Source organism: Hominifimenecus sp. rT4P-3, assembly GCF_051055405.1.
Classification (GTDB): domain Bacteria; phylum Bacillota; class Clostridia; order Lachnospirales; family Lachnospiraceae; genus Pseudolachnospira.
The window spans coordinates 1,350,077-1,370,702 of record NZ_CP167068.1 but is presented as its reverse complement, the minus strand read 5'-3'; the positions used below and the strand labels follow the sequence as shown (position 1 = coordinate 1,370,702).

The window sequence follows — 20,626 nt, the reverse complement described above, 5'->3', positions numbered from 1 at the left end:
AATTACGCCTCCTCTCGATTCAGGGAAGCGATCAGGCCGCCCTCATCCAGAATCTGCTGCATCTTTTCCGGCAGCTTCGTGCAGGAAAAGGTTTTTCCTCCTGCCGTCACCGTCCCATCCTGCATGGACAACGTCATCTCCTGGCCGGATTCTACCGCGTCATAAAGCTCTTTACAGACGATCACCGGCAGGCCGATATTGATGGCGTTGCGGTAAAAAATACGGGCAAAGGATTTTGCCACGACCGCCGTCACCCCCAGTGCTTTCAGCACGCTGGGCGCCTGCTCTCTCGAAGAACCGCAGCCAAAATTTTCGCCTGCTACCACAAAATCGCCTGGCTGTACTTTCTCTGGAAACGCCGGATCCAAAGATTCAAAGGTATGCCCCTTCATCTCCTCAATTGTAGGAAACAACAAATACTGAGAGGCAATGATCTGATCCGTGTCCACATCATGATGAAACCGGAATATCTTTCCCATACGATCTCTCCTTTTTTGAACATTTTATCGATTTTAAAATCACAAAGATATCCGCGCCCTGGTTCAGGGAACGTGCCTTCCAAATTCAGAATATCATACTGCTTGCCAAAAGAATGTATCATATGTTACAATTAGTAAGAAATAACGAAACGAAAGGAATTCCTATGACCGACCATGATTTCTTAAGCTTGCCCGCAGGATTCTTAAGCTGGGCGGAAACACTTCCCTCCTCCCGTACCTGTCTGCCCCAGGAATTCATCTATCAGGAAGGCCAGACGGCCCGCCAGTTTTATTTTTTAAAAGAGGGAAAAATCCGCATCTTTGTCACTTCCGGGGAAGGCGTTGAAAAAACCTTGACCATCTATCAAAAAAACGCCATCTTCGGTGAGGCGTCTTTTTTCGATGGTTCTCCGCGGATGACCTCCGCACAGGCGCTGGAAGTCTCTCATATCGTCCCGATTACCAAAAAGGCAATCTTAACTTGCTTCCGGGAGCAGCCGGATCTGGCGCTCTCGATGATCTCCTCCCTCTCCAAAACTGTGCGGATGCTCTCCGACCAGATCAACCAAATCGCATTTTTACCGGCGGAACAGCGAATCGCCCACTTTTTAAAGCAAGAGGCTGATAAAAACGGGGTTATCTCCTATACCCATGAACAGATCGCTTCTTTTGCCGGGGTCAGCCGAGTCACGGTCAGCCGCAAGTTAGCCGAATGGAGACAAAAGGGATGGATCGCTACGGAATACGGAAAAATCCGGCTATTACAGCCCCAATGCCTGCTATCCTAATCCGATCCCTTGATTTTTTCCCTAGTCCACTCGTCAATGTTTTTCCTGAGTGCGGTGAGATATTGAGAGAACTGCACCTCTTCCTTGCCATAGGTTAACTGCAGGTCATATTCCAGAGGAAGCCAAGTCGCAATATCCGATTCATCGTGAGAAATAACTGCTTCCAGCTTGTCCAAGGCCTTATAGGTTTTTGCTTCCTTCGTCTCCATCCTTTCCATCTCATGAAGAAGCGCAAGCCACTCTCTTTTTTGCGGTTCAGGGAAAGCCCCCACCCAATCAAAGAACAACGCGTCCTCCTTTTTTATGTCCGCATCGGTCTTCTCAAAAGTCGGAATATCGCCCGTAAAGGCCTCTCCCAGATCATGAATCAGGCACATGCGGATGACTTTGTTCATATCGATACTCTGAAATTCCGTTTCCCCAGATAAAAGCATCGCCATCAAAGCAATCCGCCAACTATGCTCCGCTACGCTTTCCCTACGGCCTTCTTCCGTATAGCAGTGGCGAAAGGTGGTTTTCAGCATAGCGGCCCTAGAAAGGATATCCAAAAATTCTTGCGGCGTCATTTTATCCCCCTCGCTGATGATTTATGGTGTTATGCTGTCGAATTCCAGTGCAAAAAAGGTCTCCGTGTGAAAACATATGGGAATATTTCACACAGAGACCTTTTGATAGCAGAGTCCGATAGCCCAAAAGGAATCCTTTTTTATTCTTCCACTTCGTCGATTGCTTTTCCGATATCGGACCGGCAATACTTATCCGTAAAATCCACCCACTTGGTCGCCGCGTAAGCATTGGCGCGGGCCTCTTTTAAATCTTTGCCAAGGGCAGTCACGCCTAGGACCCGGCCTCCGTTTGTCACCAGCTTCCCATCTTCCACTTGCTTGCTTCCCGCATGGAACACAAAGTAGCCTTCTTTTCCGTCAAAGTTTTCCAGCCCCTGGATCTCGTATCCCTTCTCATAGTGCTCCGGATAGCCGCCGGACGCCAAGACCACACAGACGCAGGCATTGTCCGTAAATTTCAGTTCCACCTGTTCCAGCTTCCCGTCGATACAAGCCTCAAAGACATCCACAATATCGTTCTCCATTCGGGGCAGAACCACCTGAGCTTCGGGATCACCGAAACGAGCGTTGTATTCCAGCACCTTCGGCCCTTTTTCCGTCAGCATCAAGCCAAAGAAGATCACGCCGGTAAAGGGACGTCCTTCCGCAGCCATGGCGTCCACCGTGGCCTGGTAGATGTATTTCCGGCAGAATTCATCCACTTCTTCCGTATAAAATGGGCTGGGGGAAAAGGTTCCCATACCGCCGGTATTTAAGCCCTGATCCCCATCCTTCGCTCTCTTATGATCCTGAGCGGAGGTCATGGGACGGATCGTCTTTCCATCGCAAAAGCTGAGCACGGATACTTCCCGGCCTGTCATGAATTCCTCCACTACCAGACGGTTCCCGGCGGCGCCGAACTGCTTATCCAGCATAATCGTTTTCACGCCGGCCATGGCCTCGTCCCGGTTCATGCAAATCAGAACGCCTTTGCCAAGAGCCAGTCCATCGGCTTTCAATACGATGGGGTAATCCGCTGTTTCCAGATATTTCATCGCAGCTTCCGGCGAATCAAAGGTCTCATAACCCGCTGTCGGAATCTGATATTTCTTCATCAAATCCTTAGAAAAAGCTTTGGAACCCTCCAAAATCGCCGCATTCTTTTTGGGGCCAAATACCCGTAAGCCCCGCGCTTCAAAGACATCCACAATGCCGCCGACCAGCGGATCATCCATGCCAACCACGGTCAGATCAATCTTTTTCTCCTCGGCAAAATCCGCCATCTTTTCAAATTCCATGGCGCCAATGGGCACGCATTCCGCCAACTGGCCGATACCGCCGTTTCCTGGCGCGCAATAAATCTTTTCTACCTTTTTGCTCTGGGCGATCTTCCAAACCAGGGCGTGCTCCCGGCCGCCGCTTCCCACTACCAATATCTTCATCGTCTTGTTCTCCCTCTTATTCCGGATTCGCAAGGCTTTGGATCGCTGCCGGCAAAATTACCCACTCGGCTTCCTCCATCACCCGGCGCTGCAAGATTTCCGGCGTATCGCCCTCTTTCACGTACACCGCTTTCTGCATCAAAATCGGCCCCGTATCCGTGCCTTCATCTACAAAATGAACCGTAGCTCCCGTTACCTTTACTCCTCTCGCCAAGGCCGCTTCATGCACTTTCAGACCATAGTAGCCCGTCCCACAAAAAGAAGGAATCAGGGACGGATGCACGTTGATGATCTGATTGGGATAACGCTTCACCATCTTCTCCGGAATAACCACCAAAAAGCCGGCCAGCACCACCAAATCCAAATGGTATTCTTCTAAAGCAGCCAGTAACGCATCGTTGAACGCTTCCCGGCTGGGATAATGTTTCGGAGAAACGACCCGTGCTGGAATCCCATGGCTTTTGGCCCGCTCCAGGGCATAGGCGTTGGGATTGTTGCTGATGACAACCTCCAAAGACGCATTGGTGATCTTTCCCGCATCCATGCTATCCAAAATCGCCTGTAAATTCGTTCCCCCGCCAGATACCAGGACGCCAAATCTTAACATAGATCCACACCTTTCTCTCCGGCTGTCAGCTCTCCGATTTCATAGACCGTCTCGCCAGCAGCTTCCAGCGCGGCCTTCGCCGCCGCCACGTCCTCCTTTCGGACGCCAAGCACCATGCCGATACCCATATTGAAGGTATTGTACATCATCTGTTCGCTGATATCGCCGTTTTCCTTCAGCATCTGGAAGATCGGCGGCACCGGATAGCTGTCCTTTTTGATCTGCGCGCGCACGCCTTCCGGAAGCATCCGGGGAACATTCTCATAAAATCCTCCGCCGGTAATATGGCTGCATCCCTGCACGGTGACGCCGGCCTCTTTCACTGCTTTCAGAGCCTTTACATAAATTTTCGTCGGAGCTAACAATACATTTCCCAGAGAATCTCCCAGGGAATCGTAATAGCGGTTCAGATTCTCCTCACTCATCAGGAAAACCTTCCGTACCAGAGAGAAGCCGTTGCTGTGTACGCCGGAGGACGCCAATCCCAGCAGAACATCGCCCGGTTTTAAGTTTTCTCCTGTAATCAAGTCTTTTTTATCAACAACGCCTACGGCAAATCCGGCCAAATCATACTCATCCACCGGATAAAAACCTGGCATTTCCGCCGTCTCTCCGCCAACCAGCGCGGCTCCCGCCTGGCGGCATCCTTCCGCTACCCCTTTTACAATCAGTGCAATTTTCTCCGGCTCATTTTTGCCGCAGGCAATATAGTCCAGAAAGAACAGCGGCTCTCCGCCGGCGCAAGCCACATCGTTGACGCACATGGCCACGCAATCGATTCCAATCGTGTCATGGCGATCCATCAAAAAGGCCAGCTTCAGCTTGGTGCCAACGCCGTCGGTACCCGACAGCAGCACCGGCTCTTCCATATTTTTAAAGGCATTGGCGTTAAAAGCGCCAGAAAATCCTCCCAAGCCGCCCATCACTTCTGGACGCATGGTTTTTTTCACATGTTCCTTCATCAACTCTACCGAACGGTATCCGGCCTCGATATCCACACCGGCTCTCTTATAATCCATCGACATTTTTCTTTCCCCCTACATTTCTTCCAAGTATTTTTTATAACCAATTGTTTCCAGTTTTTCCGCTTTCGTTTCCACCATGTCCTTTAATCCCTGGCTATAGGCCGCAACTTTCTTTGCCAGTTCCTCATCTGAAACTGCCAAAACCTTCGCCGCCAAGAGCCCTGCGTTTAACGCGCCGTTGATCGCCACGGTAGCCACCGGGATGCCCGGAGGCATCTGGACAATCGAATACAGGGAATCCACCCCTCCGAGAGCTTTTGTCTGCACCGGAACGCCGATCACTGGCAGTACGGTTTGAGAAGCAACCATACCTGGCAGATGGGCGGCGCCTCCCGCCCCGGCGATAATCACACGGATTCCTCGTCCCGCCGCTTCCTTGGCATATTTCGTCAAACGATCCGGCGTCCGATGAGCGGACACAATTGTCAGCTCATAAGGAACTCCCAACTGATCTAACATTTCCGCCGCTTTTGACATAACGGGAAGATCGGAATCGCTTCCCATAATAATACCTACCACTGGATTTTGCATCTTTTACTCCTCTCTTTCTCACCGGAACCACAGCGCGTCGTGGGCGCCGCGGGCCTCCGCGAGAGCTTCCTCTATATTTTCTCCGGTCGCTGTGATATGCCCCATCTTGCGGCCCACTTTCACCGTTTCCTTTCCGTAAATGTGGATCTTCGCGTTCGGGAAGCGATACGCTTCCTCCAATCCCTGCAGATCCGCGGTTCCATTCTTATCCCCAATCAAATTTTTCATCACCGTCGGACGAATCAGCCCCGGATTTCCCAGAGGCATCCCTAAGATCGCCCGGACATGCTGCTCGTACTGGGACGTATAGCAGCCCTCTATGGTGTAATGGCCGGAATTGTGGGGGCGGGGCGCCAACTCATTTACCAGGATATGCCCCTCCCTAGTCACAAACAGCTCGATACAGAGCATCCCGCAGGCCTGAAATGCCTGCAGACAGGCTTTCGCCACCTCCATGGCCTCCTGCCTCGACGCCTCGCTGATCTTTGCCGGCACGGTAGTCTCATCCAAAATACTGTTCTTATGAACATTTTCCGCCACCGGAAATACGCTCATCTCTCCATTTTCACTGCCACAGATCAAAATGGAAACTTCTTTCTCAAAATCAATACATTCTTCCACCATCAGCGGAAGCTTGCCGGCCCCCAACGCCTCGTAAGCCCGCTTCGCGTCCTCATGCCCGGCAATTACCGCATTTCCTTTCCCATCGTAACCGCCGGTACAAGTCTTCAAAATCATAGGATACGTAAATCTGCTTTCCGCCTCGTAGATATCTTCCAGGCTCTCGATGGGCAAAAATTCCGGCACGGGAATTCCATGTTTGGCCAACCACTGTTTCTGTACCAATTTATTTTGGATATGAAGAAGCGTCTCCGAACTAGGGTACACCTTATGCCCCCGCTCTTCCAAAAGCTGCAGAGCCTTAACGCTGATGTGCTCGAATTCATAGGTTACTACATCCACCCCTTCGGCCAGCCGCAAAATCGCATCCACGTCGTCAAAGTCCGCCACGATATGAAAATCCGCAATGCTGTGAGCCGGGCAATGTTCCGTGGGATCTAAAATGGAAAACCAGGTGTCCAGACGCTTTCCGTCCAGAATCATCATCTTTCCCAGCTGTCCTCCACCGATAATTCCTATCTTTTTCATCTTCTCTTAACCTCCGAGTCCGGATAGATATAGTAAAAATGTAATAACAAGCAGCGTTCCGTTGGTAAAAGCCCCCGCAATCCAATGAAGCTTACCTTCGATTCCAACGGCAAAATGTCCGTACAGGGTAACAAGGAGTCCGGCCAGAGCCGCAAAAAATGCAAGAATTCCCACCAGGGCCACCAGGGTTCCAGACATTCCATTGCTGGAAATCGCGTACCACAGACAAAAAACAAGCGCCAAAAGACTGACGACAAAAAGCGTCAAAGATACCTGCATATAGGTCAGAGAACGCAATTTTTCTTTTATTGTTTTTCCTTTTTTTCTACGCCCGAAATGCTTACTTTGCTCCGTATTGCTCATAATACTTGTCAATCGCCGCCTTTATTTGATCGTCGATAATCACCTTTCCATGATAAGGACGATTGTACAGATGCTCCACGACCTCGGCCATGGTCACAATCGCCACCGTTTCCATCTGATATTGCTCCCGGATCTCCGCAAGAGCGCTCTTTTCACCTTTTCCCCGCTCCATGCGGTCCACCGACACCACCAGCCCTTGAACAGCCACGTTTCCCTGGGCTTTTATGATCGGCATGGTCTCCGCAATGGAAGTCCCGGCTGTCGTCACATCCTCGATAATCACCACCCGGTCTCCATCCTGAATTGGGCTTCCCAAAAGGATTCCCTTATCCCCATGATCCTTTACCTCTTTCCGGTTTGAACAGTATCGAATATCCGCGCCGAACATTTCCGACAGTGCAATCGTCGTAGCCACGGTTAGTGGAATTCCCTTATAGGCCGGCCCAAAAAGCACATCGAAATCCGTACCAAACTTGGCCTCGATCGCTTTGGCATAATATTGGCCAAGCTTTTGCAGCTGGGTGCCTGTACGGTAAAAACCGGTATTGACAAAAAAGGGAGTCTGCCGTCCGCTTTTGGTCACAAAATCGCCGAATTTTAGCACCTGGCAATCCACCATAAATTCAATAAATTCCTGTTTATACTGTTCCATCTGATTCATCCTCTCCTTTATCCTTCGTTTTCATCGAGAAGGATATCCGCTCCCCTTAACGGAGCCGAATATCGGCAATTTTCTCCATTTGGTATCGCTCCATATATGCTTCGATCCCCTGTACAATATCCAAGGTCGCCATAGGATTATGGAAATTCGCCGTTCCCACCGCCACCGCGCTGGCTCCCGCCAATAAAAATTCGATGGCGTCTTCCGCCGTAAGAATCCCGCCCATCCCGATAATTGGGATCGCGACGGCCTGCGCCGCCTGATATACCATCCGTACCGCCACCGGCTTTATGGCAGGGCCAGATAAACCGCCCGTCTGATTGGCTAGGGCAAAAGTTCTGCGGTGGATATCGATCTTCATCCCTGTCAAAGTATTGATCAAAGAAATCACATCCGCGCCTCCTGCCTCGGCAGCCCGCGCTGTTTCCGTGATATCCGTCACATTGGGACTCAGCTTCATGATCACCGGCCGCTTTGCCTTTTCTTTTACCGCCTTGGTGATCGCCTCCACCGAGCAGGGATTTTGCCCAAAGGCGATCCCGCCCTCCTTCACATTGGGACAGGAAATATTGATCTCCAGCATGTCCACCGGCTCGTCGGAAAGCCGTTCCACCACTTCGAGATAATCTTCCGTTGTCTTCCCGCAGACATTGACAATCACTTTTGTATCAAACTGTTTTAAAAAGGGTAAATCCCGCTTGCAGAATGTTTCGATGCCGGGATTTTGCAGCCCGATGGCATTCAGCATACCGCCGGTCACTTCCGCGATCCGCGGCGTTTTATTGCCCGGCCATGGGACATTGGCAACCCCTTTCGTCACCACAGCCCCCAGCTTGGAAAGGTCGACAAATTCACTGTATTCCATGCCGGATCCAAAAGTTCCGGACGCTGTCATCACTGGATTTTTCAGTTCCACTCCGGCCAAATTTACGCTAAGATTCAAAGCTCCACCTCCCGGATATCAAAGACTGGCCCTTCCTTGCAGACCCGTTTATTTTTCACCTGGCTATGCTCATCCATTTCCGTGGACTGGCAGACGCAGGCCAGACAAGCGCCAATCCCGCAGGCCATCTTTTCCTCCATGGAAACCCAAGCCTCCATGCCGGTTTCTTCCGCATAGGCTTTTAACGCCCGCAGCATCGGAAGCGGACCGCAGGCATATAGGATATCCGCCGTGATATGGTTTTCCCGGATAGCGTCCAACACCGTTCCTTTGGTTCCTTTGCTGCCATCCTCCGTGGCCAAAAACAAGGTTCCCGCCGCGGACAGTTCCTCTTCCAGATACGTCTTATCCCGGTATCCCATGACCAGCGCCGTTTCTCCCGGCAAGGCCCGCGCCAGCTCTAGCATAGGCGGAACGCCAATTCCTCCACCCACCAACAGAGCTTTTCCCTCTTTGATGGGAAAACCATTTCCCAAAGGTCCCAGGATATCCACCGTATCGCCGGCGGCAAGGTGGGAAAACTCCTCGGTTCCCGTGCCGGCCACCCGGTACACCAGGCGCAGACGCCCTCCCTCCTGGTCAATTTCACAAAGGCTGATGGGCCTCGGCAAAAGCCGGCTCCCATCCTTGCAGTAAACCGAAACAAATTGCCCCGGCTTCGCTTCCCTCGCAATCTCCTTTGTTCCGAGCCATAAGCTATATATCTTGTCACCGATTTGTTCCTGAGAAAGAACCTCGGCTGTCTCCTTATACTTCCCCATCTATTTTCCTCCCAGTTCTTACCGGACGGTCTTTAAATCTGCAATCATATCAAGCGCCGCCTGCCGGGATGCGTCTCCAAAATTCTCCGCACCGAATTTCGCGTATTTTTCCTGCTTATACGCCGCAATAATCCCGCGGGAAGAATTTACGATCGCTCCCAGGCCGTCTTCATTAAAGTAAGGAGCCAGATCTTCGGCTTTTCCACCCTGGGCTCCATAGCCGGGAACCAGAATGCAGGCCTTGGGCATAACTTTTCGAAGAACTTGCCCCATCTTCGGATAGGTCGCTCCTACCACCGCTCCCACATAGCTGTATCCGCCCTGGCCCATGGCTTCCTCGCCCCACTTCGCCACCTGCTCGCCGACCCATTCATAGAGCGGGCGGCCATCGATCAGGCGATCTTGAAATTCTCCACTGGAAGGATTCGATGTTTTCACCAAAACAAAGATTCCTTTTTTTTCTTTTTTGCACACTTCTAAAAACGGCCGAATCCCGTCGGAACCAAGATACGGGTTCACGGTGGCAAAATCCTCGTTAAAAACCGGAAGGCTTGTCCCGCCGACCTGCACGCGGCCCAAATGCGCGACGGCATAGGCCTCCGAGGTAGAACCGATATCCCCCCGCTTGACATCGCCGATCACAACAAGGCCTTTCTTTTTGCAGTAATCCACGGTTTTTTCATAAACGATCATACCTGGAACCCCGAACTGCTCATACATCGCCACCTGCGGCTTGACGGCAGGAACCAGATCGCAGATCGCATCCACGATTTCTCGGTTAAACTCCCATACCGCCTGGGCCGCTCCCTCCAGGGTTTCCCCAAACTCATCAAAGGCTTTTTTCTGCAAATGTTCCGGAATATATTTTAACATGGGATCGAGGCCCACCACCACCGGCGCGTCCAATTTCTGGATTTTTTCATTTAAAATGTCAATCATTGCTCTTCCTCCGCAGCGTACACAATCTTTCCATCCACAATGGTATAAAGAACCTTTCCTCTCACCTTTCGGCCGTGGAACGGAGTATTTCTTCCCTTGGAAGCAAATGTATTTTTATCAATCACATATTCGGCTTTTGGATCAATAATCGTGATATCCGCGACTTTTCCCTCCGCCAGCACGCCGAGAGAAAGCCCTAAAATCTTCGCCGGATTGAAACTCATCTTTTCCGCCATCTCTAAAGGAGAAAGGATACCCGGTTCTACCAGTTCGCTGATGGTTAGGGCCACCGCGGTCTCCGCTCCCACAATTCCATTGGGCGCTTCCGGGAAAGGACGCGTCTTTTCCTCCGCGCTGTGGGGAGCATGATCCGTGGAAATGACATCTGCCACACCACTTTTTAAGGCCGCTTTTAAGGCCGCTACGTCCTCCGCCTCCCGCAGCGGCGGCGCCATCTTAAAGTTGGTATCCCCTTCCGGGATATCGTCATATGTCAGGGTAAAATGATGGGGACAGACTTCCACCGTCAGCGCTAGGCCCTCTCTCTTCGCCATTTCCGCCATCTGAATACTGGCTTTCGTCGAACAGTGGCATAGATGGAGATGGGCTCCGGTCTCCTTCGCCAGCAAAATATCTCTCGCCGTGATCAGATCCTCTGATGCGTGGCTGACGCTGCTGACCCTTCTTGCCTCCGCCAAAGTGCCTTCCCGCATCACGCTTTCTTTCAGCAGATTCATATCCTCGCAGTGATCCATCACCACGGCTCCGATCTCCGCCGCCTGCTGAAGTCCCTTTCGATATACGGCGGCGTCCATAACGGTCTTGCCGTCCTCGCTAAAGGCCACGGCCCCGGCAGCTTTCATCCCGGCCATATCCGTAACTTCCCGGCCTTCCAGGCCCTTGGTCACAGAACCAATGGGTAAGATCCGCACCGGCGACTCCTTCGCCGCTTTTTCCAAAAGAAAAGAAACCATTTCCGGACTGTCGATCACCGGTTTGGTGTTCGCCATCGGACAAACCGCCGTAAATCCGCCTCTGGCCGCCGCCCTTGCCCCAGTCGCTATGGTCTCCTTATATTCAAAACCAGGCTCCCGAAAATGCACATGCAGATCAATCAATCCCGGCATCACATAGCAGCCGTCCGCATCGATGACCCGGTCCGCATCGTCCTTATCCTCTGCGGTAATCTTCGCCACCCGGTTTCCCTCAATTAAAATATGATAGTTCCCGTCCCTCTTTGTCGATGGGTCCAGGACTCTACCGTTATCAATCCGAATTCGCATTCACAGTCCTCCCTATACCTGCCGTAGATAAGTGATAAGAACCCTTATCGCCGGGCAAGTAACTTGTTTTATTTTAGCATATTCGAGAAAGGCTTTCAAGTAAAGAATCCCTCTTTTCTTCCTTTCTCGCGCACCTTCCTAGCGAAACACCTTTCTTCTTATCGAAGGGACCTCCCCTGACCACGCTGGCTCCGATCAATCGATGATAGGATATCAAAAGTTCTAGGAAGGAAACCATGCCAGGATTTTTTGTATTTGCAGGAGCATTCGTACTTCTTCGATTCCGGGAATTTGTGTTATGAACAAAAATAGGACTGTTTGAGCGCAGCGAGTTTCCTATTTTTGTTCATGTTTCTCACAAATTTTCGGAATCCTAGAAGTACCTGCTCCGAAACTCTACAAAAAATCCTGGCATGGTTTCCTTCCTAGAACTTTTAACACCAAAAAGAATCCAAAATCCCTATTCTTTCCGGATAGGATGACGAATCACTGTTTTTAAATTTTCCGGTTTGCATTTTCTCGCATCGCTGAGATAAATCTCATGATGATAACGGGATTTGCCGATATCCGTGACATACCCTTGCGCTTTGACAAATTGCTCCATTGCTTCTATGGTTTCCGGCTCGTCGTCATAGTGTCCGATATGCATACATTGTACGCACAAGCCTTCCTCGTAAGTGAAAAACTCCACCTTGGAAAAGTCAGATTTTTTCTTTTTGGTGGCTTCGGCAATGGCCCAATCAAATTCCTGCCTTGTGACAAACTCCGGGAGGCGAATCAAGGATATCCATTGAAACAACTCTTTATGACTGTAGTCGATCCCCAATTTTCCTTCCTGCCACCAAAGCCCTTCCAGGGGAGGCACCACATAATCAAAGTATCCTTCCATCCGATGATCTCCCATCTTACTCATCTTAATCGTAAAAGCAATCCCATAGAGCAGACCGATGGCCTGTTTGTATGCGCCGCCTTCTTCGTTGGGATTTCCGCTTCCCCGCACAGCCAGAAAATTCATCTTCGGTACGGACACAATCTCCGGTTTCTTCCCTGGCATGTAAAATTCCTTGTATTCTTTCTTAAAATCAAACGCCATCTTTTTCTCCTTTGCTTTTCTTCTTTCTGGGCTTTGGCTCCGGAAGCTGTCTGCAAGTCGTCTCCGCCAAAGCAGCCAACATATCCCGATTATCGACGTCTTCCAGTAAGAAGTAATTCTTCGCACCTTCATATGGCGGGGCTTCCGGCAGATCCGGATACTGCGCTTTCCCTGCCTCCGTCATTTTCACAAAAAGCTGGTCGTCGCAAATCACTGCGAAAAACTTACCATTGCAATAAAGCCCATATTCTCCAAACATTCTCTTATAGGTAATTTCCCCAGCGCCGCGCAGCTGATCCGCCACAAATTCTACAAATTCAATCTTTGAAGCCATATAAAATCCTCTCTTTCTTCCCTTGCCACAGATATTCCTGTCCACGGAAGGGATATCTCTATTTTATTCCAACAAACACGACATCTGTATGTCATAATTCCAAATAGTGCTTTCGGATTCCCTCTGCAAAAGCCAACATATCCGAACGAAATTCCACCGGTTCTAAAAGCTCCGCGCCCTCCCCAAAGGAAGCAATCCAGCAAATAATGTTTTCCTTATCGGTAAATCCGAAAGAAAAAAGAAGCGTTCCATCGGGCTGCTCGGAAAAACTATCCGCACCAAATTCCTCCACCAGCCGCCATTTGTATTCCGGCTTAATTCGAGCTTTTACCTGATAAACATTTGGAAATACCCGTTCATTTGACAAATCCGGCAGTGGAGCCGCACGCTTTTCAAAAGAACCCTCTGTCCTCATATCACTCATACGATTCAGCTTAAACAAACGAAAATCCTGCCGGGTCTCACACCATCCCCACACGTACCAGCTGGACCACTGGAACACCAAATCATAGGGTTCCACCGTCCGCCTCGCTTCTCCCTTGGGCGCGTAATAAGTAAAAGTAATCTTTCGCGCAGTAAGAATGGCATCGTGAATCTGTTCAATCTTGGGCGCCAAAGATGCTTTATACCAAGAAGAAAGGTCGATCAAAATATGGGAATCGCCCGCCAGCAGATTTGACGCGCCAGCGGACAATTTTTCCATCAATTGGACATAACGGTTGGTACCGCTGACACTATCCAAACTTCGAAGCCCCGCCAAAATAGCTTGCATATCCGAAGTGCTAAGGAGTGTCCGATCGATCTTATACCCCTCCATGATGGAAATTCCGCCGTCCCGTCCGGGAGTTGTTGCCAATGGAATTCCCGCCATCAGCAACGCCTCGATATCCCGGTTGATGGTACGGCGGGAGACCTCAAACATTTCTGCCAAATATGGCGCGGTCACTTTATCCTTTTGTAAAAGAATCGATAGGATCCCAATCATTCGATCAAGCTTCATGAATCGTGTCCTTCCTCAGTATTTCCGCCAATGTTCCAAACTTTGGCAGAAATAAAATCTTATTGGTGATAAAGCTTCACCTACACCGCTATTATATCAAAGAACCATGACAGCAGTATGTCATGGTTCTTTGATATAATGAAAAACTTTCTCTATACAGCCTTATATCTTTTTATCGTCACCAACTGAATATCTGAACCCAATAATTTCCATATCTGGCGCATCCAATTGTGCCGTAGTTCGCTCTTAATATATTGGCTCTGTGTCCAGCGCTTCCCATCCAGCCCTGGAATACAGCCTGGGAGGTTGGATACCCATAAGCAATATTTTCGCCAAAGGAGCCATATTTGCTCAAGCCATCATGGCTAAAGTCATTTACAATTTCTTTGGCTCTTTGAAGAGCGATTTGATTCAAATAGTCAGAGGAAACCAGCGGTTTCACACCAGCTTCCGCCCGTGCCTGATTTACAAGTCCAAGCAGCTCCGGAACTCCTTCCGCATCATAGATGATCATCTTCGGAAAATCTCCGCGCACACTGATCCCCGCTCCAGTCTGAATCCCGTACCTGGCGCACAACTTCCCAAACTCAACCGATCCGGTAAAGGCAGGAATCAAGTCGGCCGGCGATTTCGTCCTATTCCGCACTTGATCCACCCAGGACGCTTTGCCCGCGGCGTCGGATTTGCGGTTTAAAAGCGTCTGATAGAGCATTTCCACATAATCGGACAACGTGATGGACTTGTTCCGGTATTCTTCGCTGAGAATAAATGCTGCGGCAACTTCCGTGCCATTTCCCCCCTGATTTAATGCACTGGTCCAGTTGTTCAATCCGCCTTCATCACCGTTGCGGCCAAGCACATTCCGGTAAAGGCGCTGCACAAAAGCCGTCACATCCGCGTTCTGATCTCTCGGCTCCGGCGACGAATAGCTTCCTCTCTGAATTCCATATTTCTCACAAAGCTGGCCAAACTCCTGCGAATTTACCACGCCGGCGAAAACGCCGTAACGGCTCATCCCGTCTTCCAGGCGGCTGATCCAAAGCGCCTTTCCACCAGCGTCGGGATTTCTGTTTAAAATGGCCTTGTACAGGTCTGTCACAAAGGCGTCGTTGGATTTATTTCTGCTTTTATACTCTTTGGAGAAGAAGAAACCATAGGCAACCCCCGCACCTGTTTCTCCTTGATCGAGCAAAACAGAAGTCCAGCTGTTAAGTCCGCCTTCATCTCCATTACGTCCCATCACAATTTGATAAAGACGCTGTACAAAGGCGGTTGCCTGCTGGTTGCGGTCACGATTTTCCGAATAGGAATAACTTCCCACCTGAACGCCATAACTGCCGCATAATTTCCGGAATTCTTCCGAATTCAAAAAGCCTGCCAATACATTTGGACGGCTTCCGCCATCTTTTAGACGTCCGACCCAGCCGTTATATCCCGTAGCGTCTGGCTGCCGTCCCATGATGGCCTGATATAAATCTGTTACAAATGCCTCGTCGGATTTATTTCTTTTCTTATACTCGTCCGAGTTAAAAAATCCTGCGGCCACCTCCGAACCAGAAGCTTGATTGCCTTTCAGACGATCTACCCAGAACTGGACTTCATCCGCCCTCGGAGTACGTTGTAATACGATCTTATAAAGCCTGGTTACAAAACCAGTTACGCCCTCTTCCGCTGTCGCCAAGTACATAGGCGCTTCGACAGCCTCTTCCCCGCCGGAAAGCGTCGGCTCATCCAAAACGACGGCTTCCGTCTCAATCGGGCTTTCCTGGGGCGCTTCGGTTTCTTCCTCGGCTTCCCTTGCGTCTGTTTCCAATACTTCTGTCGACTCTGCCTGCTCCGACTGACTCGCACTTTCTGACGATTGTATTTCTACGCTTGTCTGCTCTTCCTGTGTCGAAGTTTCTACGACTTCCTGAGCGGCAAGCGCCCCTTCCTCCCACACATCCGGAAGGGGGGATGCAAATACTGTCGTTCCCGTCATAACAATGCTTAATCCAAAGGCACATAAAAGATTCCATTTTCTTCTCATGTCATTCCCCTCCTAACGAGTTCATTTTATCATAAGAAAAAATAAAAATCTACTTGTCTTTTATGATTTTATCATAATATCTTCCGTTACATTGCATTAGTCTTCCCTCCGTTTTCACAAAATCGGTTCTGAACATTTATCATGTTTCGAATTCATCATAAAGAGATGCAGTCAAAGAAATACTCGCACTCTATTCAAAGGTCATCACAAGACATCGCCAACCAGTGTTTTGATAAACTCCTGTTTAGCAAAAAGGATCTGTATTAGTTCGTTCTCCTGTTGCCAGTTCAGCGGTTCGGAATGACAGCAGGTGTTACGCAGCCGGCGAAATTTTTCTAATTCCTCGGCATATGCTTTCCACCATCGCTCATCGCACACCTGTTCAAACAAGATCGCCCTACGGGAAGCTAATTGGGAGCGCAATTCGTCTTTATTTAGAAGAGTTGTAAAGGTACCTGTTGTTACTTTATATTCCTTTATATCACATAATTTTTCTTTGTATATCTTCTCGTCTGGAAACAACGCTTTCAGTTTCCCTAAAAGCGTTTCTTTCAGCATGGATTCCATTGTTTTACAGAACAAGATGCCCGCACAGGACGCATCCATGTTCTCCAGGTTATACCGCTCTCTCATCATGGAAAACAGTTCATGCAGCAGTATACTGCTGGTAAGCCTTTGCTGAATTTTCGGCGGTAAACTTTTCATATCGGATGCAGAAAGGCCGAACGCCGCCAACTGTACCGGCGTGAGTGAACTATTTTTCCACAAACCGTCCAACTCTTGAAAAAGGGGCGCTACCAGGCAATCATCCAATTCCCCATCTATCGTCAAGGAGTCCGCACCAGGCACTTCTTGTACCAACTGCTCTATCTGTTTTTCATTTCGCGGTACATCGGGATTATCTACCGCTTTTTGCAGGGCGCAAAGAGCATGGCTGTCCAGAATCCCCTTTACCTTTCGAAATAGAATGGAATGCTGCCAAACAGTATAATCACCGATCACGTACAAACGATACTTGGCTCTGGTAGCTGCCACATTGACAATATTAGTGTTTACCCACCGAACCGCCGGCAAGGCATTCTTATCGCACCCAAGCAAAAAAATGACCTGATCCGCTTCTTTGCCCTGGAAGGTATGCACAGTTCCTATATTATTTTCTACCCACTCGGCAAATCGCTTATCCTCCCGATACTCTGGTTGAGATCGAAGCATTTTCTTCATGCCGTCCCGCACGGTGGTAAACGGGGTAATAACAAAAAGGCTCGGTACTTCTTCCGTTAGTCGAAATGATTCTCGGATAAGTTCCCATGCTTTTCTTCCCTGCGTTTCCACGAAATGATCCTTACCCACTCTGCTGTTCTCGCTTCCGCTGACATTGATCCAGCCGGAACTTCTCCGACAAAATTTGGCTTCTTGTTCAGGTCCCGGCAGAGCGGTTTGCTGTTTCATCATGTGATTATAAGATAGCGCGTTGGACAATTCAAACATAGGGCTGATGCAACGCCGATGCACGACCAAGGGGCATCCCACCCAGGTTTTCTGTTCGTCCTCGATATAGGTTGTCCCCACGGTGTTCAGCCGATCGGCGAAGCCTTGAACCGAGTGGGTCTTGGATTGATAATAGCCGGTATAATCGTTTTGGATCACCTTTTTGATCAAATCCAGTTCATCCGTCACAACCGGCTCCACCTGCTTGGGATCACCCACCACGATAGCACGGCGGCAGCGAAAAAGGGATCCCAACGCCATCTGCGGCGCGGCTTGTCCAGCCTCGTCGATAATCAGACAGCCGATTTCTCCTGGTCGTCGAATGGAGGCCAGCATGTTTCCCGCTGATGCGAATGTAGTAGAAAGTACAGGGGTCAACAAAAACACCGTGTTCAGCAAAGAACCAAACGCTGCTTCCCGGTCGCGCTGTGAAAATGCTACAGGATTCTTTCCATCATCCCCCGGTTCTTTCCACATCAATAACAAATTCTTAAAATTCCATAAACAAGCTTTGGATCCTAGTAAAAACGCCTTATGAAGCTTTAACGCCTCATAGAACAGCTTCTCCCTCTCCCGATTATAGGCCGCTGTTTGCCAGGGATTAGCCACCTGCGCTGCAGTGGATTCTTTGTCATCTTCGCTATCATACAGACGGAAGAACTCTTCATCTAATACCGTCATCACCTGATCGCCGCGCCGCTCAGAAGCCTCCTTCAAAAGCGATATATAGGACTTGCGGGCCTCTGTAATCTTTTTTGAACACTCTTCCATTTGCAGACGCAGCTGGTTTACCTGTTCAATACAGTTTTTTCGTTTTTCCGAAAGTTGGTTTTGTTGATTTTCAAGGCCGCTTATAACGTCGCTTTTTTCATCACATTTTCTTCTTTGCCGTTCCAATTCCTGCTGCAGTTGTCCACTCTTCACCACCTCATCTTGAAGGCTCTGTTCTGCCGTGGCCAAGGCTTGATACTGCTCCTGGATGGTATGAGACAACATGGTGGGCCGACGGAAAATTTCAAGAATAATGTCTCGAAACCGACGACTGCTTTCCAGTTCCATAATTTGTCGACGGAGTTCGTGGATTTGATTTTCCGCATTCGCTTGATTTTCATCCTGCAAGAATTTCCGCTGTTGTAAATTAGCCAGTTCTCCCTGATAATCTTTCAGTGCCTGTTCCGCCAACTTTGACTGCTGCGCCAGATCCTGCAGTTCCTTCAGCATTTCGTCCGCATCCCGTTCCCGTTGGGTTTGAAGATTTCTTGCTCTTTGGGCTTGATCGTTCAGTGGCGCTCGTTGTTCTGTAAAACGTTTCCTTGCACCACTGATCTGCTGGAGCTCTTTTTCCATTTGTCTAACTTTTTCATGCTGTTTCTTGAAACGCTGGGCGACACCTATATACGCCTCTTTGCGCTGCTGAATACTGTCATTGGAGCCAAAACTTCCGATATAGGTCTTTAAGACCGCATACATATATTCTTTCAGATTATTCATCTTCCCGAACGGAGCAGAAATCAATCCCCAGCGATCCCATTCCCCTTCTTTTCTTTTCGCCAGATCGTTAGCCAACTTTGTAAAATAGATATCCGGATAGATTTGGGATTCATATCTTTCTTGATTCCATACTCTATAGGTTTCTTTATCCGCTTCATCTATTTGAAATAATTTCTGTACTTCCAAAAGGCCTTGACGAACAGCCTCATCTTCCTTCTTATCAGGTTCTATCCCTTTCAATAACGCCATCCCATCCGGCAGCTCCTTCGTGATATTCTCCACAGCGGCGTTATTGCACGAGGCCACCAGCATCCCGTAATCTTTCAGTTGTTCATCGGCAAAGTCATAATACCCCCAGCAGTACTGAGAATATCCCCTGTGCATCTTATCTCCGTCCTGAAAGCGACGCTGAATAAAGGCATCATCCGGGTCTTGATAGCGGGTAAGCAAATTCGCCCTCTCCACGATATTGCCGGCTATGATTTCCTTCAGCAGTGTAGTTTTCCCTGTTCCGGGAGGACCGTTCACAGAAAAAATGGGCAGGTTATCCGGCGACGGGCGCCAACTCAAATTGACTGCCAGCTGCTGCATCAAGCAGGGCATAAATTTGGACGGCCACTTGCCAAGAGGCGCTTTTGCGATATCCAAATGGCGGTGAAAAAAGTCGGTGCGCGCTTCTTCCCGTCCGTTTTTCCAAGCATTGTGCACATCCATACGATTTTGAACATCCAGCCAATGCAGCTCCGGTTTTTCTTCCGCATATGCTCCAGTTATGTAATCCAATATCGCCTGCTCTAACGGACTGTTTCCGAACCCGCCATCGCTAATCGCTTTTTCCACCATATGCAGATCATCTGCAAAAAAACTGTTGGCCAAGTCGCTATCGTGAAAAACGTCTGTATCCTGCGCCTTATTCTCTTCGGCCCTATACCGGCGATAAATCATGACACCGTCCCAGTTTATTTCCTGTTCCGGTTGGATAATATTTACTAAGTATTTCCTTTCTACTTGATTCCTAATAGAATTCAGCAAAGTCGAGGTGAGCAGTTGCCCAACGCCCCCTGCCTCCGTCATCTCTACCAATTGTATATCGAACGATTGCATATCGGACTCATAGGCATCCATGGATAAAAAGTCCGCCATATTCTCTTTTGTCAATTGATCGGCGTGATACAGAAGCTGATGGATCCCCCAAGCCAAGGGAGACACTTGAATACTGCCTGGAATATATTTTCCTTGTTCATCACACTTCAAGCCTATGAGGCATACAGGTTTGCGGTTTTTCTCCGGCAACTCCAAATCCTGATGAAAGGCTTGCTGTAAGCGTTCGGCAAAAAGATAGCGTTCCATCTTCCCCAAACAAATATGGATTTCATCCGATAGCACGCCATATGAAGTATAAACATGTGCATCGCTTTGCAATGCTATATACGGCTCTATAAAGACCGATCTTTGATTTTCAGCGTGTGCGTCCGCTTGGTCGGATAGCAAACGATACACCGTGATCTGTTTCGTACTCGTTTCTCCTTTGGCTGCCTTTGAACAAAGCTCGCGACTGTCCCGACTTTGTACGGGAAAATCGGATTGCCCCAAAAACTCCATCAGATACCAATATTTCACGATCATAGAAGCGAAAATCCGTTTATCCATTTCTATTATCCCCTGTTACTTGTTC

Annotated in this window: 19 protein-coding genes; 1 reads left to right on the top strand and 18 read right to left on the bottom strand. The window is 49.3% G+C overall.

Annotated features, from left to right (window positions below; genetic code table 11):
• Positions 1-2: 2 nt before the first annotated feature.
• A complete protein-coding gene (gene leuD, locus ACCC71_RS06355; protein WP_434311579.1) occupies positions 3-479 on the bottom strand; it encodes a 3-isopropylmalate dehydratase small subunit in 477 nt (158 codons plus the stop codon).
• A gap of 122 nt (positions 480-601) precedes the next feature.
• Between leuD and ACCC71_RS06350 the strand changes: the two genes are divergently transcribed.
• Positions 602-1,267 (top strand): Crp/Fnr family transcriptional regulator, encoded by a 666-nt coding sequence (locus ACCC71_RS06350; protein ID WP_434311578.1) that lies wholly within the window; start codon positions 602-604, stop codon positions 1,265-1,267.
• On the opposite strand, the gene ACCC71_RS06345 is transcribed toward ACCC71_RS06350, so the two are convergent.
• The 17 genes from ACCC71_RS06345 to ACCC71_RS06265 form a co-directional block, all read right to left on the bottom strand.
• Positions 1,264-1,833: an HD domain-containing protein gene (locus tag ACCC71_RS06345; protein WP_434311577.1), complete on the bottom strand. Its 570-nt coding sequence runs from the start codon at positions 1,831-1,833 to the stop codon at positions 1,264-1,266. The two genes, ACCC71_RS06350 and ACCC71_RS06345, sit on opposite strands and share 4 nt — an antisense overlap.
• Positions 1,834-1,973: 140 nt before the next feature.
• On the bottom strand, positions 1,974-3,254 hold the full coding sequence (purD, locus tag ACCC71_RS06340; RefSeq protein ID WP_434311576.1) for a phosphoribosylamine--glycine ligase: 1,281 nt from the start codon (positions 3,252-3,254) through the stop codon (positions 1,974-1,976).
• A 16-nt stretch (positions 3,255-3,270) separates the two neighbouring features.
• Complete coding sequence (gene purN, locus ACCC71_RS06335; protein ID WP_434311575.1) at positions 3,271-3,861, bottom strand: phosphoribosylglycinamide formyltransferase; 591 nt, start codon at positions 3,859-3,861, stop codon at positions 3,271-3,273.
• Positions 3,855-4,880 (bottom strand): phosphoribosylformylglycinamidine cyclo-ligase, encoded by a 1,026-nt coding sequence (purM, locus tag ACCC71_RS06330; protein WP_434311817.1) that lies wholly within the window; start codon positions 4,878-4,880, stop codon positions 3,855-3,857. The genes purN and purM overlap by 7 nt, the downstream gene beginning before the upstream one ends.
• 18 nt (positions 4,881-4,898) lie before the next feature.
• A complete protein-coding gene (gene purE / locus ACCC71_RS06325) occupies positions 4,899-5,417 on the bottom strand; it encodes a 5-(carboxyamino)imidazole ribonucleotide mutase (protein WP_434311574.1) in 519 nt (172 codons plus the stop codon).
• Between the two features lie 18 nt (positions 5,418-5,435).
• Positions 5,436-6,566 carry a 5-(carboxyamino)imidazole ribonucleotide synthase gene (gene purK, locus ACCC71_RS06320; protein ID WP_434311573.1) on the bottom strand — a complete coding sequence of 377 codons (1,131 nt, stop codon included), beginning with the start codon at positions 6,564-6,566 and terminating at the stop codon, positions 5,436-5,438.
• A gap of 6 nt (positions 6,567-6,572) precedes the next feature.
• Entirely contained in the window at positions 6,573-6,941 is a 369-nt protein-coding gene (locus ACCC71_RS06315) for a hypothetical protein (protein WP_434311572.1), read from the bottom strand.
• Complete coding sequence (gene pyrE, locus ACCC71_RS06310) at positions 6,907-7,581, bottom strand: orotate phosphoribosyltransferase (RefSeq protein WP_434311571.1); 675 nt, start codon at positions 7,579-7,581, stop codon at positions 6,907-6,909. The genes ACCC71_RS06315 and pyrE overlap by 35 nt, the downstream gene beginning before the upstream one ends.
• A gap of 55 nt (positions 7,582-7,636) precedes the next feature.
• Positions 7,637-8,533 carry a dihydroorotate dehydrogenase gene (locus tag ACCC71_RS06305; protein WP_434311570.1) on the bottom strand — a complete coding sequence of 299 codons (897 nt, stop codon included), beginning with the start codon at positions 8,531-8,533 and terminating at the stop codon, positions 7,637-7,639.
• On the bottom strand, positions 8,530-9,294 hold the full coding sequence (locus tag ACCC71_RS06300; protein ID WP_434311569.1) for a dihydroorotate dehydrogenase electron transfer subunit: 765 nt from the start codon (positions 9,292-9,294) through the stop codon (positions 8,530-8,532). Before ACCC71_RS06300 ends, ACCC71_RS06305 begins: the two co-directional genes overlap by 4 nt.
• A gap of 18 nt (positions 9,295-9,312) precedes the next feature.
• Positions 9,313-10,233 (bottom strand): orotidine-5'-phosphate decarboxylase, encoded by a 921-nt coding sequence (gene pyrF, locus ACCC71_RS06295; protein WP_434311568.1) that lies wholly within the window; start codon positions 10,231-10,233, stop codon positions 9,313-9,315.
• Positions 10,230-11,516 (bottom strand): dihydroorotase, encoded by a 1,287-nt coding sequence (locus tag ACCC71_RS06290; RefSeq protein ID WP_434311567.1) that lies wholly within the window; start codon positions 11,514-11,516, stop codon positions 10,230-10,232. The genes pyrF and ACCC71_RS06290 overlap by 4 nt, the downstream gene beginning before the upstream one ends.
• 460 nt (positions 11,517-11,976) lie before the next feature.
• A complete protein-coding gene (locus ACCC71_RS06285; RefSeq protein WP_434311566.1) occupies positions 11,977-12,609 on the bottom strand; it encodes a GyrI-like domain-containing protein in 633 nt (210 codons plus the stop codon).
• Entirely contained in the window at positions 12,599-12,943 is a 345-nt protein-coding gene (locus tag ACCC71_RS06280; protein WP_434311565.1) for a TfoX/Sxy family protein, read from the bottom strand. The genes ACCC71_RS06285 and ACCC71_RS06280 overlap by 11 nt, the downstream gene beginning before the upstream one ends.
• A gap of 91 nt (positions 12,944-13,034) precedes the next feature.
• Positions 13,035-13,943 (bottom strand): helix-turn-helix transcriptional regulator, encoded by a 909-nt coding sequence (locus ACCC71_RS06275; RefSeq protein WP_434311564.1) that lies wholly within the window; start codon positions 13,941-13,943, stop codon positions 13,035-13,037.
• A 178-nt stretch (positions 13,944-14,121) separates the two neighbouring features.
• Positions 14,122-15,972, bottom strand: coding sequence for a DUF4214 domain-containing protein (locus ACCC71_RS06270; protein WP_434311563.1), 1,851 nt, complete (start codon positions 15,970-15,972; stop codon positions 14,122-14,124).
• A gap of 204 nt (positions 15,973-16,176) precedes the next feature.
• On the bottom strand, positions 16,177-20,601 hold the full coding sequence (locus tag ACCC71_RS06265) for a DEAD/DEAH box helicase (RefSeq protein ID WP_434311562.1): 4,425 nt from the start codon (positions 20,599-20,601) through the stop codon (positions 16,177-16,179).
• Between the last annotated feature and the right edge of the window lie 25 nt (positions 20,602-20,626).